The sequence below is a fragment of the Caldimonas mangrovi genome (genome assembly GCF_023721835.1).
Lineage (GTDB): Bacteria > Pseudomonadota > Gammaproteobacteria > Burkholderiales > Burkholderiaceae_C > Caldimonas > Caldimonas mangrovi.
The window spans coordinates 58,752-70,235 of record NZ_JAMKFE010000022.1 but is presented as its reverse complement, the minus strand read 5'-3'; the positions used below and the strand labels follow the sequence as shown (position 1 = coordinate 70,235).

Below are 11,484 nucleotides of genomic sequence, written 5' to 3'. Positions count from 1 at the left end.
TCGGGCCGGCGGGGTGTTCTGCGCAGCGAAGTAAAGGAGGAGCGGCGGGCGTAGCCCGTCGCGGGGGACATGAGCGGAGCAGAGCACCCCGCCGGCTCGATCTCGCGCTAGCGTCTGCAAATGGCCGTTATGGCTTTCCAAACCGGCCTCGACGGCGCCAGTCACGTTCACCTGCGATGCGATGCGGCGCGTCCACCCATCGAGTGGTCGCTAGACTCGGGCCGATGCCACGCCGCGAAGCCCGCCACCATCACCACGTGTACGTCGTCGAGCTGTCCGACCGCGTGTGGAACGAGCCGAGCTTCCGCAAGGCGAACCCGGATTACCGGCTGGGCAAGCCTTTCGTCTACGTCGGCATGACCGGGCTCGACCCCGACCTGCGCTTCGACAGGCACAAGGCCGGCATCCAGGCCAATCGCTTCGTCCGCAAGTACGGCCTGCGCCTGCTGCCGCACCTGTACGAGGTGTACAACCCGATGCCCTACGAGGCCGCGCGCGAGATGGAAGTGGAGCTCGCGATCGGCTTGCGCGAGGCGGGCTACGGCGTGTGGCAGGCCTGAGCCAGCGCGCTGCGTGACGGGCGCTCCGAACATCGCTCACCGGTTCGTCGAACAGCGGCCTCTGGCCGGAGCCGTGAAACGGAGGTCCACTTGTTCGGCCGGCCCCCGCCGCGCCCCACCGGTGGCGGAACGGACTCGCCACGACGCACCGCGCAGCTGCCACTCCATCAGGGCTCGCCGCTCATGGTGAACACGCCTTCCGCGGCACACAGCCGGGCGGAAGGCTTCAATGACTTCGAGAGCATCCGCTCCCTCATGTTCGAACCGCGGGCGGACGATCAAAACGCGCTCCGGCCGGGCGACGTCGTCCAACTGACGGAAACCAGCCCCGCCAATTCATCGCTGGAAATCGGCTTGCTGCAGCGGTTGCAGGACCCGCAGGTCACGAAGGTGATGGTGCACGAAATCAAGACCATCGACGTCTCCCCTGGGGAGCCCAAAACTCTCTTCACTTTCGGGTTGGGCGGCTGCATCGCCGTCTCCATACTTTCTAAGAAGCAGGACGGCACGATCAGCGCAACGCTGTCGCACCGTCCACCGGAAGAGCTGGACGATCAGCTCAGGGAGATCCAGCATGAGCTCGGGCACCACCCGCTCTGTGGTCCCCGCATGCGGTGCGAAATCCTCATCCTCGCACCTGGCGGCTACAAGGAGAGCAGGGGCCCCAGGGAGTTGCAGCCGGCCGTGACCGCGGAACTTACGGAGCTGGTGCGTATGCTCGACGGCAAGCTGCCGGGGATCACTCCGACCCTTGTCTCCTACCACCCTAGGCGATCGAACGAGCACTCGGACGCGCTCGTCATCGACTTTCCTGCCGAGGCCGGCGATGCCATCCGCTACAAAGGCATTCACAACGCGCGAAGTGGGCTGTGAATCAGCTGGAAGAGGCCTCAGCGTCGTGTTGACAGGCCCTAGTCACTTGCGCAGCGTCTGCTCTGTCCCCTGCGCGACGGCTGCTTGGGGTCGGGAGCTCCGGTTCGCCACGGGGCCAACCTGTCTCTGGTTGCCGGGCGGCAGCCTCGCCTCGCAAAGGACCCGTCCGCAGCGAAAGTGGTCATCGCGGAAGGCGCTTTCAGTCCGCTCCTGCTGACGCGGGCCTGTCCACGTCGAGGGAGGTGCGGGTGTGCTCGCACAGCACCGCGAACGGGGCCAGGCACAGCCCGAAGACGCGCATCACGCCGCCGCGGGTGGCAGGGGGCACGCCGGAATCCGAGCCCGTTTTCAAACCGATTTCAGTCCAAATGCATCCTCGTGACTCCCGGTTGTCGATTCGGCCGGTCTTCGTTCGTCATGGCAATGAGGCGGCGGAACGGTTCCGCCGGCACGACCCAGGAGACCCGACCATGCGATTCCTTTCGATGATCCGCATCGACGAAACCACCGGCCAAGAGCCCAGCGAACAACTGATGGCCGACATGGGCCAGCTGATCGAGGAGCTCACCGCCACCGGGCAGCTGGTCAGCACCGCCGGGCTGCGGCCCACCGCCGAAGGCGTGCGGGTGCGGCTGCACCGCGGGGGCAAGCTGTCGGTGACCGATGGCCCGTTCACCGAAACCAAAGAGGTGGTCGGCGGCTACGCCATCCTCGAGGCGCCGTCCAAGGCCGAAGCGGTCGAGCTGACGCGGCGGTTTCTCAAGGTGCACGGCACCGATTGGGACGTCGAGTGCGAAGTGCGCCAACTCGACGGGCCGGAGTTCGGCGGCAGGCCGTAGGCACAGCCAATCCCGCCACGCTTGTTACTCACGCCCGCGGGGCCGGCCGCCATAACCTGCCCCGGAAATCACACCGGATCAGCAAAGGAACAGCCATGCCTACTTGGACGAACGCTCTGCGCGAGCACTACCGTTGGGTCATTGTTGCGGCGGGCGGCGTGCTCGGCTGCGTGGCGATCGGCGGGCTGTTTTCGCTGCCGGTGTTTCTGCGGCCGATCGCCCAGGACACGGGGTGGTCCACCACCGGGATCTCCACCGCCATGACCTTCGCCTTCGTGGCACTTGCGCTCGGCAGCATCGCCTGGGGCTCCCTCTCCGACCGGGTGGGACCGCGCAACGTGGTACTGGCCGGTTCGCTGATCCTCACCGCCGGCCTGGCGCTGGCCAGCCTGGCGACGTCGCTGCTGGCGTTCCAGCTGTTGTTCGGCGCGGTGGTCGGCCTCAGCGCGGCGGCGATCTTTGCGCCGATGATGGCCTGCGTCACCGGGTGGTTCGACACGCGCCGCAGCCTGGCGGTGTCGCTGGTGTCGGCCGGCATGGGCATGGCGCCGATGACCATGTCGCCGCTGGCCGCATGGCTGGTGCAGACGCACGACTGGCGCACGTCGCTGCAACGCATCGCGGCCCTGGTGGCGGTCGTCATGGTGCCCGTGGCCCTGCTGGTGCGTCGCCCGCCCGCGCTGACGACCCCCCCGGCCGACGCTCCCTCGGGCGCCGCCACGCAGGAGCCGGCCCTGTCCGTGGGGCAAGCCCTGCGTTCGGCGCCGTTCCTGATCCTGGTGCTCACGAGTTTTCTGAGCTGCGCCACGCACTCGGGGCCGATCTTTCACACGGTGAGCTACGCCGTGACCTGCGGCATCCCGCTGATGGCCGCCGTGTCGATCTACAGCCTGGAAGGCCTGACGGGCATGGGTGGCCGGCTGGTGTTCGGGTTGCTGGGCGACCGTTTCGGGGCCGCGCGCGTCCTGGTGCTGGCGCTGTTGGCCCAGGCCGTCGTGGTGCTGGGCTACGTGTACGCGCGCCAGCTGGGCAGCTTCTACACCGTTGCCGCGCTGTTCGGCTTCACCTATGCGGGCGTGATGCCGCTGTTTGCCGTGATCGCGCGCGAGCATTTTCCGCTGCGCATGATGGGCACCGTGATCGGCGGCACCACCATGGCCAGCAGCTTGGGCATGGCGCTGGGCCCCGTGCTGGGCGGCATGATCTACGACTCGTTCTCCAGCTACGCGTGGCTCTTCATCGGTGCTTTCGCGCTGGGCATCGGCGCCTTCCTGGCGGCGCTGGCGTTCACCCGGCTGCCGGGGCGCAAGATGGCGGCTGCGGTGGCATAGGCGCTGCCGGCTCGCCGGGTCGTGTTCTCGGTCGAGCGGCGGGTGCATCGTCAGCTCTTGCGACGCGTCGCGTTGGCTGCTGCGTGGCTTCGGTTGAATGAGAGAGCACCTCACATGAGGGGGGTGACTTCTGTTCGACCGGTGCTAGGCTCCGCCTTCAGTCGCCGACCCCTTGCAGTTCTGCCGTTGATCGGGGGTCATCATTGGCGAGTACCGCGACAGTGCACGCTCCGCGGCCTCGGTCTCCGCTTCATTCACTGTTCCTGTCCTGCCATGCAAGAGAAGTCTCCCGCGCCCCGTCAACCCAACTATGGCGCTTTGGCGGCCAACGTGCTTCTGGTTTCGTTTCTGGCATGGCACCTCGCCTTCGAGGCTGTGCCTGAAGCCATTCTTGCTTTCAACACATCGTTGTCCCTCGGCGGGCGGACTTTGGCGCTGGCTGTCATGGTGCCCTATGTACTGGTTGTCGGATATCTGGCAGTGAACCCGCGCAAGCGGATGATGGAATGGAAGACGGCACCGGCGGTGATCGCGTCCATCGTCGGATACATCGCTTGCGTGATCGCGATGGGGCTGTACATGGTGTCACTGTCGATGCCCGACTAGCGTCGGACGGTAGACCTCAAGAATCATTCGGGAGGAAAAGATGTCCATACCGCAGCTGAAAGTCGAGCACGACGCTCTTGCCGTCTATGTCGACGGTGTTCGCGTGCTCGCCATCCACCCGTTGGCAAAGCGGGTTTCCATCGGCCGACAAGCACGTCGTGTTTGACGGGCGAGACGTCACGCAAACGATCACCGTTCCTGGTATCGGTTCGTACTCCGTCTCCAGCGTCGGCACCGGGCTCAGCAGCATCAGCCACTTTGGGGGCGTCGTCGCCGCTTCGATCCACTATTCGTCGAGAACGGGCGCGGTCATCGAGGTATCAGCGACGCTGAACGGCATCAGACAGTTGGCAGGCTTGAAAGTCGGCGTAACGTTGAAAACCAGTCTGCGGCCCATCAGCTTCAATAATCAAATCGTCTTTAACGGCAGCTTCACGGCTGAGGTGTCGATCTTCGGGAAATCGATCTACTCGCAAACCAAGGCACGACCGATAGGTTTGCATGATTCCGTCGATGCGCTGTCCGTGCTCAGCATCGGCTTCCTCGATCCCGAAGCGAACCCGAACATCAAGGCCTTCCTTGAGCGCTTGAAGCGAACGAAGGAAGGCGACCTGCCTGGCATGAACTCGCTGACGCGCGAAGAACTGGCGGCGCTGCTGGCATTGCTCAAGCAGAGCCAAATGTCCGGGGCGTAGCGGCAGTTCGTTCAGCCGGGTGGCGCGTGCCGGTCCAATCGGCCGCTGGCGCTCACGCATGCAACTGAACCGCGCCGCTGCCGGTAGACGCTAGGCGTCACGCCATGCCTTTCCCGGAACAGGCGATTGAAGGGCCCGACCGACCCGAAGCCTGCGTCCATGGCGATCGTCAAGATCGGCAACCGGTCTTCGGACGGATCGCAGAGGCGGCCTTCCACCTCGCGAACACGGTGCTCGTTGACGAAGGCCGGGAAGTTTCGATACCCCAGTCGTCGGTGTATCAGGTCCCGAAGACGGTATTCCGGCAGGCCGCACTGCCGCGCAAGCTCGGCCACGCTGAGTTCCGGGGACCGGTAGGCTCGCTCGACCCGCATTCGTTGGCCCAGCCGTTCGAGCGCAGCCTCTTCGGCAGCATCGGTCGAGTCCGGTGCATCGAGCTGGGCCGGTGCATCTTCCACGCGCGCGGCAGGCGCGCCGAACAAGGCATCGACGGCCTGCTGCCGCATGCGCAGCATCAAGGCCAGTGACACGGCCAGGACCAGCGCCATCAGCGAGACATTGGCCAGGTCCAGCCACGGGGGCGGCCGGCGGCCGCCCATCCACAGCTCCACCGCCAGCACGCCCACGCCATGGGCGCCGGCGTAGCCCAGCAGGCCTCCACGCAGGGCACGGCGGCCGGGCACCAGGTCGTCCGCGCGGCCGCGCCACAGGCGCCACAGCGCTGCGCCGGCCAGGGCAAGCCCGGCGAGCTTTTGGGTGAGTTCCACGCCGAGCGACGCCCAGGCGGGGGCCGTGCGCGGCGTAACAGCCGCCGCCAGCAGGCACAGCACCGCCGCCCACACCGCATGAGGCACGTCGGCGCGATCATCGAAAGCGGTGTGCACAAGCCACCACAGCGCGGCGGGGAACAGCACCGCCGCGATCGAAAGCGGCACGAGCACCGGCCAGGACCAGCCCGCCGCTTCTGGCGCCGCCCGGATCAGGTAGCCCGCGACGCAGGCCAGGAAGGCACAGAAGGCAAGCCTTGCCCGGCTGGCCAGGCCCCGCAGGCCCAGCGCCAAGGCGATGACAAAACCGAGCGCCAGGCCGCGCAACGCAAAGGTGTATGGCTCGAGCATGGGGTGACGATCCCGGATCCTGTGTGCGTTGTCTTGCCGGATTCTGCAAAACGCCGCCGGTTCGAGGAAACGGCGATGTGTTGCCACCCAACGGCAAGACGCTGCGCAGGCATGCGCCTAGGGTCGGTCATCGCCACCCACCGAGAACCGAACCATGCCCGCTCCTGTTTGCCCCTTCGCGTTTGCGCTTCAAGTCTGGCCCGCCATCTGGGCGGGCGACCTGCTGCGCTACCTGGTCCCGGCCGGGCTGGTGACCCTGATCCTGGCGCTGCTGCCGGCGGCCTGGATCACGCGACGCTCGGTGCGCGCCCGGCAACCTGCGGCCGGGCAGCGGCGCCGCGAGTTGCTGCATTCGCTGGTGACCGTGCTCGTGTTCTCAGCCAACGGAGCGTTCATCGCGGCAGGTGCCCAGGCGGGCCTGTTGACCGTGTACACCGACTGGAACGAGCGCAGTGCCTTCTATGCGGTGGCCAGCCTCGTGCTGCTGACGGTGTTGCACGACACCTGGTTCTACTGGACGCATCGGCTTCTGCACCGTCCCGGCCTTTTTCGCTGGCTGCACCTCACCCACCACCGTTCGGTTGCACCGACGCCGTGGGCCGCTTACAGCTTTTCGGCCGGAGAGGCCGTCGTGCAAGCCGTGTTTCTGGACCTGGCGCTGCTGGCCCTGCCGTTGCACCCGCTGGTCATTGTCGTGTTCCTGACCCACATGATCGTTCGCAATGTGCTGGGCCACGCCGGCGTGGAGTTGATTCCGGGGGGCTGGCTTGCCGGGTGGTGGGGGCGCTGGCTCACGACCGCGTTGCACCATGACATGCACCATGCCGGCGGGCATCACAACTACGGGCTCTACTTCACCTGGTGGGACCGCTGCTGCGGAACGGAACACCCGGACTACCAGCGGCGGCTGGCGGAGCTCGTCGACCGGGCAGGCAGGCTGGCACCAAAAGAAACCGCGTTAGGTAAGAATTGACTTACGGTAAGTGTGTGTCTACCATGTGGCAATGGATGCTTCCCGTCACTTCCATGCTCTGGGCGACCCTACCCGCCGCCGCATCTTCGAGATGCTGGCGCGGCAACCACGCGCGGTGACCGAGCTGGCCGCCCAATTGCCCGTGTCGCGGCCTGCGGTGTCGCAGCACCTGAAAGTGCTACAAGACGCCGGGCTCGTGCGCTTCGACCGCGCCGGCACGAGAAACATCTACGGAGTCGATCCCGATGGACTGCGCGCCATGCGCGCCTACCTCGACGCGTTGTGGACCGAGGCGCTGGGCGATCTCAAGGCCCTGGCCGAATCCACCCACAAACCCAGGCCCGATAGGAGCAGAACATGAATGTTGCCGTGCAGAACATCCTGGTCCGCAAGACCGTGACCATCGAGGCGCCCGCCGCGCACGTGTTCTCGGTCTTCGTCGAACGCATCGACGCCTGGTGGCCGCGCAAGAACCGCATCGGCCGCACCGAGTCGTTTGTCGCGACGATCGAGCCCCGCGTCGGCGGGCGCTGGTACGAGCGGGGTGACGATGGCAGCGAATGCGATTGGGGCGTGGTGCTTGCGTGGGAACCACCGCACCGGCTCTTGCTGAGCTGGAACATCGATGCGCAGTGGCAGTACAACCCCTCCTTCGTCACCGAGGTCGAGGTGCGCTTCGTGGAGCAAACCCCGGAGTTCACGCGCGTCGAACTGGAACACCGCAAGCTCGAGCGTTACGCCGAGAGCGCCGAAACGATGCGCGGAATTTTCGACTCCGAACAAGGATGGCATGGGACGCTGCGCGCGCTGCGTGCGGAAGCACTGGCGCAACAGGACTGCGCGGCGACGGGTGCTCGGGGCGGCCCGCAGGCCAAGTCGTGAGAACCTGCTGGAAGCAGGGCCGAACGCAGTGCGCGCGCCTCAGTGTTCGAGGCGGCAGTAGCAGTAGACGAATTGCTGGGTGGACCCCCAGGGCGTCGTATGCGGGGCCGTGCCGTGATCGAGCAGGCGGAACGGCGTGCCGAACTCGCGGTGGAGTTCATCGGACGAGTACCGAGCCACCGGCAATCCACTGCACTGCGTGGGACCTTGCGGCCCGAAGGTGGCCACGACGGCATGTCCCCCCGGTCGAAGCGCGCGCAGCAGCTGAGCGACATACAACTGTCGGTGCCGCGCATCGGTCAGGAAGTGGAAGACCGCTCTGTCATGCCACACGTCGATGGACTGGGGCTGGAAGGAATGTTCCAGCACATTGGCGGCGACCCAGGTCACTTCATCGGCGCGCCTGGCCAGGCGTTGCTTGCTAACCGCGAGCGCCTTCTCGGAGATGTCGAGCACCGACACCCGGCGATACCCGGCGCCCAGCAAGTCATACCAGCGTGGCTTCGCCGCCCCCGATGTCGATGATGGCCGCGTTTTCAGAAGCGCCCGTTCGGCCGATGTACTGGAATGACATGCTGAGGTGCGGTGCATACCAACTGACGGCATCGGGTGCCTTGGTCGTGTAGACGTTCTCCCAGTGTTCCTTGGTCCTGGGTGCCCCGATCACGTCATCGCGCCTCGGCCCGCTGCGCCGAGACACCGAACCAGACGAGCAGGGCCGCCGCACACCCGAGCCACGGCAGCAGCAGCGCGTTCATCCACTGCCAGCCCAGATCCTGCAGCAGCCCGCCGGCACCGAAGGAAGAGGCCAGACCGACCACGAAGATGATCATGTCTGGTCGCTTGAGCACGGCTCTTCTCTGCGGCCGAGTAGGTGGTGATGAGCAAGGTCGTGCCGCCGATGTAGAGGAAGTTCCAGCCGACCCCGAGCAACACCAGGGCACTTGCGAACGAACTGAAGCCCGTCCCGGTCCATGTCATCGACACGTGCCCTGCCAACAGCACGATGCCGGTGAACATGGCGTGCAGCGTCCCCCATCGTGCAATGAGCGAACCGGTGAAGAAGGCGCCCGTGTCACGAGACGAGCTGAAGGCCAACCTGCACGATGGACTGGTCACGCTGCTGGATGTGCGCCCCGAGGACGAATACCAGCTCGGGCACCTTCCTGGCACATTGAACATCCCACTGGATCGGTTGACGAGGCACCTGGCCGAGCTGTCCAAGGCGCACGAAATCGTTGCCTACTGCCGGGGACCTTACTGCGTGATGTCCTTCGAGGCTGTGGCTGCGCTGCGCAAAAAAGGCTTCAAGGTCCGGCGCCTCGAGGACGGCTTTCCTGAATGGAAAGCTGCCGGCTTCGCCGTCGAGAGTTAAGTCAGGGTCGAGGCTGCTGCCTGCATCGCGGCTACCGGGCCGCCTCATCCGTTCTCCAGGGCGCGGCCAGCCGCAGCGCCGCACGGCGCATGTCGCCGGGCGTCATGCCGAAGCGCTGCTTGAACTTGCGGCTGAAGTGCGCGGGGTCGTTGAAGCCTGCGTCATAGCAGATGCTCTGTATCGAATCGCCCCGGGTTTTCGGATCGATCAGCATCCGGCGCGCGGTCTCGAGACGTTCCTCGAAGATCTTTTCCTCGACCGGCACGCCCGCCGCGCGGAACACCTCGTGCAGGTAGCTGAGCGATATGCCACAGGCTTCGGCCACGCGCCGGGGGCACAGGGCCGAGTCGGTGGCATGCGCACGGATGTACTTGAGCGCCCGCTCGCGGTGCCCGGTGCGCGTCGAGGTGGCTGCCGACGCAGCGGCTGCGGTAGCCCCGCCGGCAAAAAGCGCGAGCATGTCGATGAACTGCCCCACCAGCGTTTCGTACTCGTGTTCGGTCCAGGTGGTGACACCCGCGGACAGGTGAGACGCGAACGTGCGGATCAACTCGGTGCGGGTGGGGTTGCCGCTGCCTGCGCCCAGATCGTAGAACGGCTCGATGCTGCCCATGCGCTGCTGCAGCAGGCGGCCGGGGAACGCAATGCTGTCGGTGCGGTACTCGGTCTGAGGGCGGGTGCGGTAGGTCACCGCATGGTTGAAGAGGTAGATCTGGCCTGGTTCCAGCACACGCTCCTGGCCGTGCTGCACGACGTGCAGGCGGGAACTCGGCAGCGTGAGCGTGAAGTGCTCCTGGTCGAGCTGGGCCACGTCGACCGGGCTGCGCCACAGGCTCATGCCGCGATAGCGCATCCCGTTGAAGGTGAAACACCCTCTGGACACCGAGCGCAGCTGGCCGGACAGCGTTTCGTCGTCGAGCGACTCCACGTGGATGGGGCCGAAGGTTTCGAGCAGGGACTCGCGCCACGCGTCCGCCCGCTGCTTTGCAGGAACCAAGCCAGTATCGACTTCAACTGTCTTCATGGTCGGGCGAATTTTCGTGCTGCGCCGCCGGCTCCTGCCTAGGTGAGAACCCGCGGCGCTGCCGCGCCGCGCGTTGCAACGGTCACGAGACGCTGGGTCAATGCAGGGCCGCCGCTGAGGCAACGCGTCCACCGAGAGCCGGCATAGCATGTGCTCACAACCCCGGGATTCGGGGAACAACTGCTGAGACTGGAGACGAAATGCCCCTGAACCGATGGCTGTTTGCCGCGCTCGGCCTGGCCGCCACTGCCGCAGCCGCTGCCCCCGAGTACAAGTGGACGATGTCCTATCTGCCCGTGACGGGCACCACCTACTACGACGCCGCCCAGGTCTTGCCGGAACGCATACGCAAGGCCACGAACGGCCGGGTGGAGGTGACGGCCAACGGCTCGCTGGTGCCCGGCAATCGGCTGCTGGAGGCCGTGCGCGACGGCGACGTGCAGATGACGATGCCGCTGAGCGGGTACTACACCGCTTCGCAGCCCTTGTTCACCTTGGGCGCGCTGCCGGGCATCTCGGAAAGCCATGAAGACCTCGACCGCCTGCTCGACTCGCCCTACGGCCGGGCGCTGCGCGAGATGTACGCGCGCGACTACAAGGCCAAAGAGCTGATGAGCGCCGCGTTCTGCCCTCAGACGATGTTCTCCAACAAGCCGGTCGTGACCGCCGAAGACTGGAAGGGCCTGCGCCTGCGGGTCAACAACGCGGGCACGGCGGTGCTCGCCAACGTGCTCGGTGCCAAGCCGACCTCTCTCGCTGCGGGCGAGGTGCTGCCGGCCCTGCAGCGCGGCGTGATCGACGCCGTGCTGACGGACGCGTGCTGGGCCTACGGCGCGGGTTTCTACACGGCGGTCAAGCACGCTTCGGTGTGGAAGCTCGGCTCGGTGGTGCCCTGGAACGTGCTGGTGAACCAGGAGGCCTGGGCGCAGCTGCCGAAAGACCTGCAGCAATCCATCGAGGCCGAGCTGGGCAAGATGGAAGCCGAGATGAAAAAGGACTGGCAGGCGAAGGTCGCGGCGCTGCCGTCGCAGTGGCAGGCCAAGGGCGTGAAGTACCACGTGGTCAGCGAAGCCGAATCGAAGAAGGTGCATGACCCGAAGTACATGACGCCGGTGTTCGAGGCCTGGTACAAGCAGGCGGACGCGCGTGGCGTCGACGCGAAGAGGTGGGAAAAGGTCGCCCGCGACGTCGTCGCAAGGTAAGCCGCC

Annotated in this window: 16 protein-coding genes and 1 pseudogene; 11 read left to right on the top strand and 6 right to left on the bottom strand. The window is 66.1% G+C overall.

The window, feature by feature from the left end; genetic code table 11:
• The first annotated feature begins 224 nt into the window (after nt 1–224).
• Entirely contained in the window at nt 225–560 is a 336-nt protein-coding gene (locus tag M8A51_RS24715; protein WP_251781290.1) for a hypothetical protein, read from the top strand.
• A gap of 183 nt (nt 561–743) precedes the next feature.
• Nucleotides 744–1,433, top strand: coding sequence for a hypothetical protein (locus M8A51_RS24710; protein WP_251781289.1), 690 nt, complete (start codon nt 744–746; stop codon nt 1,431–1,433).
• Nucleotides 1,434–1,632: 199 nt separating this feature from the next.
• Here the strand turns inward: M8A51_RS24710 and M8A51_RS26345 are convergent, their stop codons facing one another.
• Nucleotides 1,633–1,761, bottom strand: a complete 129-nt coding sequence (locus M8A51_RS26345; RefSeq protein ID WP_259372147.1) for a hypothetical protein — start codon at nt 1,759–1,761, stop codon at nt 1,633–1,635.
• A gap of 142 nt (nt 1,762–1,903) precedes the next feature.
• Here M8A51_RS26345 and M8A51_RS24705 point away from each other — a divergent pair, with 142 nt between their 5' ends.
• The 4 genes from M8A51_RS24705 to M8A51_RS24690 all read left to right on the top strand — a co-directional run bounded on the left by M8A51_RS24705 (nt 1,904) and on the right by M8A51_RS24690 (nt 4,904).
• Entirely contained in the window at nt 1,904–2,272 is a 369-nt protein-coding gene (locus tag M8A51_RS24705; protein ID WP_251781288.1) for a YciI family protein, read from the top strand.
• 95 nt (nt 2,273–2,367) lie between these two features.
• On the top strand, nt 2,368–3,603 hold the full coding sequence (locus tag M8A51_RS24700) for an MFS transporter (protein ID WP_251781287.1): 1,236 nt from the start codon (nt 2,368–2,370) through the stop codon (nt 3,601–3,603).
• A gap of 273 nt (nt 3,604–3,876) precedes the next feature.
• Nucleotides 3,877–4,209, top strand: coding sequence for a hypothetical protein (locus M8A51_RS24695; RefSeq protein ID WP_251781286.1), 333 nt, complete (start codon nt 3,877–3,879; stop codon nt 4,207–4,209).
• Nucleotides 4,210–4,295: 86 nt separating this feature from the next.
• Nucleotides 4,296–4,904, top strand: a complete 609-nt coding sequence (locus M8A51_RS24690) for a hypothetical protein (protein ID WP_251781285.1) — start codon at nt 4,296–4,298, stop codon at nt 4,902–4,904.
• Between the two features lie 11 nt (nt 4,905–4,915).
• Here M8A51_RS24690 and M8A51_RS24685 read toward each other — a convergent pair whose 3' ends face one another.
• Nucleotides 4,916–6,022, bottom strand: a complete 1,107-nt coding sequence (locus M8A51_RS24685; RefSeq protein ID WP_251781284.1) for a helix-turn-helix domain-containing protein — start codon at nt 6,020–6,022, stop codon at nt 4,916–4,918.
• 154 nt (nt 6,023–6,176) lie between these two features.
• Here M8A51_RS24685 and M8A51_RS24680 point away from each other — a divergent pair, with 154 nt between their 5' ends.
• Genes M8A51_RS24680 through M8A51_RS24670 form a run of 3 tightly spaced genes read left to right on the top strand, consistent with a single transcriptional unit; the run spans nt 6,177 to nt 7,877 of the window.
• On the top strand, nt 6,177–6,995 hold the full coding sequence (locus tag M8A51_RS24680; RefSeq protein WP_251781283.1) for a sterol desaturase family protein: 819 nt from the start codon (nt 6,177–6,179) through the stop codon (nt 6,993–6,995).
• A gap of 31 nt (nt 6,996–7,026) precedes the next feature.
• Entirely contained in the window at nt 7,027–7,356 is a 330-nt protein-coding gene (locus tag M8A51_RS24675; protein ID WP_251781282.1) for an ArsR/SmtB family transcription factor, read from the top strand.
• Nucleotides 7,353–7,877, top strand: coding sequence for an SRPBCC family protein (locus M8A51_RS24670; protein WP_251781281.1), 525 nt, complete (start codon nt 7,353–7,355; stop codon nt 7,875–7,877). The genes M8A51_RS24675 and M8A51_RS24670 overlap by 4 nt, the downstream gene beginning before the upstream one ends.
• A 39-nt stretch (nt 7,878–7,916) precedes the next feature.
• Here M8A51_RS24670 and M8A51_RS24665 read toward each other — a convergent pair whose 3' ends face one another.
• Genes M8A51_RS24665 through M8A51_RS24660 form a run of 3 tightly spaced genes read right to left on the bottom strand, consistent with a single transcriptional unit; the run spans nt 7,917 to nt 8,728 of the window.
• Nucleotides 7,917–8,339 carry a class I SAM-dependent methyltransferase gene (locus M8A51_RS24665; protein ID WP_368408598.1) on the bottom strand — a complete coding sequence of 141 codons (423 nt, stop codon included), beginning with the start codon at nt 8,337–8,339 and terminating at the stop codon, nt 7,917–7,919.
• A gap of 25 nt (nt 8,340–8,364) precedes the next feature.
• Nucleotides 8,365–8,544: a hypothetical protein gene (locus M8A51_RS26645; protein ID WP_368408597.1), complete on the bottom strand. Its 180-nt coding sequence runs from the start codon at nt 8,542–8,544 to the stop codon at nt 8,365–8,367.
• A gap of 1 nt (nt 8,545) precedes the next feature.
• Nucleotides 8,546–8,728, bottom strand: a complete 183-nt coding sequence (locus M8A51_RS24660; RefSeq protein ID WP_251781280.1) for a hypothetical protein — start codon at nt 8,726–8,728, stop codon at nt 8,546–8,548.
• Between the two features lie 218 nt (nt 8,729–8,946).
• Between M8A51_RS24660 and M8A51_RS24655 the strand changes: the two are divergent.
• A pseudogene (locus M8A51_RS24655) lies at nt 8,947–9,252 on the top strand (rhodanese-like domain-containing protein); the annotation flags it as partial.
• Between the two features lie 31 nt (nt 9,253–9,283).
• Here the strand turns inward: M8A51_RS24655 and M8A51_RS24650 are convergent.
• The gene (locus M8A51_RS24650; protein ID WP_251781278.1) at nt 9,284–10,276 is read right to left on the bottom strand and encodes a helix-turn-helix transcriptional regulator; all 993 of its coding nucleotides are present in this window, start codon (nt 10,274–10,276) and stop codon (nt 9,284–9,286) included.
• A 200-nt stretch (nt 10,277–10,476) separates the two neighbouring features.
• On the opposite strand from M8A51_RS24650, the gene dctP reads away from it, so the two are divergent.
• Nucleotides 10,477–11,478 (top strand): TRAP transporter substrate-binding protein DctP, encoded by a 1,002-nt coding sequence (gene dctP, locus M8A51_RS24645; protein WP_251781277.1) that lies wholly within the window; start codon nt 10,477–10,479, stop codon nt 11,476–11,478.
• Nucleotides 11,479–11,484 lie beyond the last annotated feature (6 nt).

Coding starts and splice junctions, on each gene's coding strand:
- M8A51_RS24715 (WP_251781290.1), top strand. CDS start 225: ATGCCACGCCGCGAAGCCCGCCACCATCACCACGTGTACGTCGTCGAG.
- M8A51_RS24710 (WP_251781289.1), top strand. CDS start 744: ATGGTGAACACGCCTTCCGCGGCACACAGCCGGGCGGAAGGCTTCAAT.
- M8A51_RS24705 (WP_251781288.1), top strand. CDS start 1,904: ATGCGATTCCTTTCGATGATCCGCATCGACGAAACCACCGGCCAAGAG.
- M8A51_RS24700 (WP_251781287.1), top strand. CDS start 2,368: ATGCCTACTTGGACGAACGCTCTGCGCGAGCACTACCGTTGGGTCATT.
- M8A51_RS24695 (WP_251781286.1), top strand. CDS start 3,877: ATGCAAGAGAAGTCTCCCGCGCCCCGTCAACCCAACTATGGCGCTTTG.
- M8A51_RS24690 (WP_251781285.1), top strand. CDS start 4,296: ATGTCGACGGTGTTCGCGTGCTCGCCATCCACCCGTTGGCAAAGCGGG.
- M8A51_RS24685 (WP_251781284.1), bottom strand. CDS start 6,022: ATGCTCGAGCCATACACCTTTGCGTTGCGCGGCCTGGCGCTCGGTTTT.
- M8A51_RS24680 (WP_251781283.1), top strand. CDS start 6,177: ATGCCCGCTCCTGTTTGCCCCTTCGCGTTTGCGCTTCAAGTCTGGCCC.
- M8A51_RS24675 (WP_251781282.1), top strand. CDS start 7,027: ATGGATGCTTCCCGTCACTTCCATGCTCTGGGCGACCCTACCCGCCGC.
- M8A51_RS24670 (WP_251781281.1), top strand. CDS start 7,353: ATGAATGTTGCCGTGCAGAACATCCTGGTCCGCAAGACCGTGACCATC.
- M8A51_RS24650 (WP_251781278.1), bottom strand. CDS start 10,276: ATGAAGACAGTTGAAGTCGATACTGGCTTGGTTCCTGCAAAGCAGCGG.
- dctP (WP_251781277.1), top strand. CDS start 10,477: ATGCCCCTGAACCGATGGCTGTTTGCCGCGCTCGGCCTGGCCGCCACT.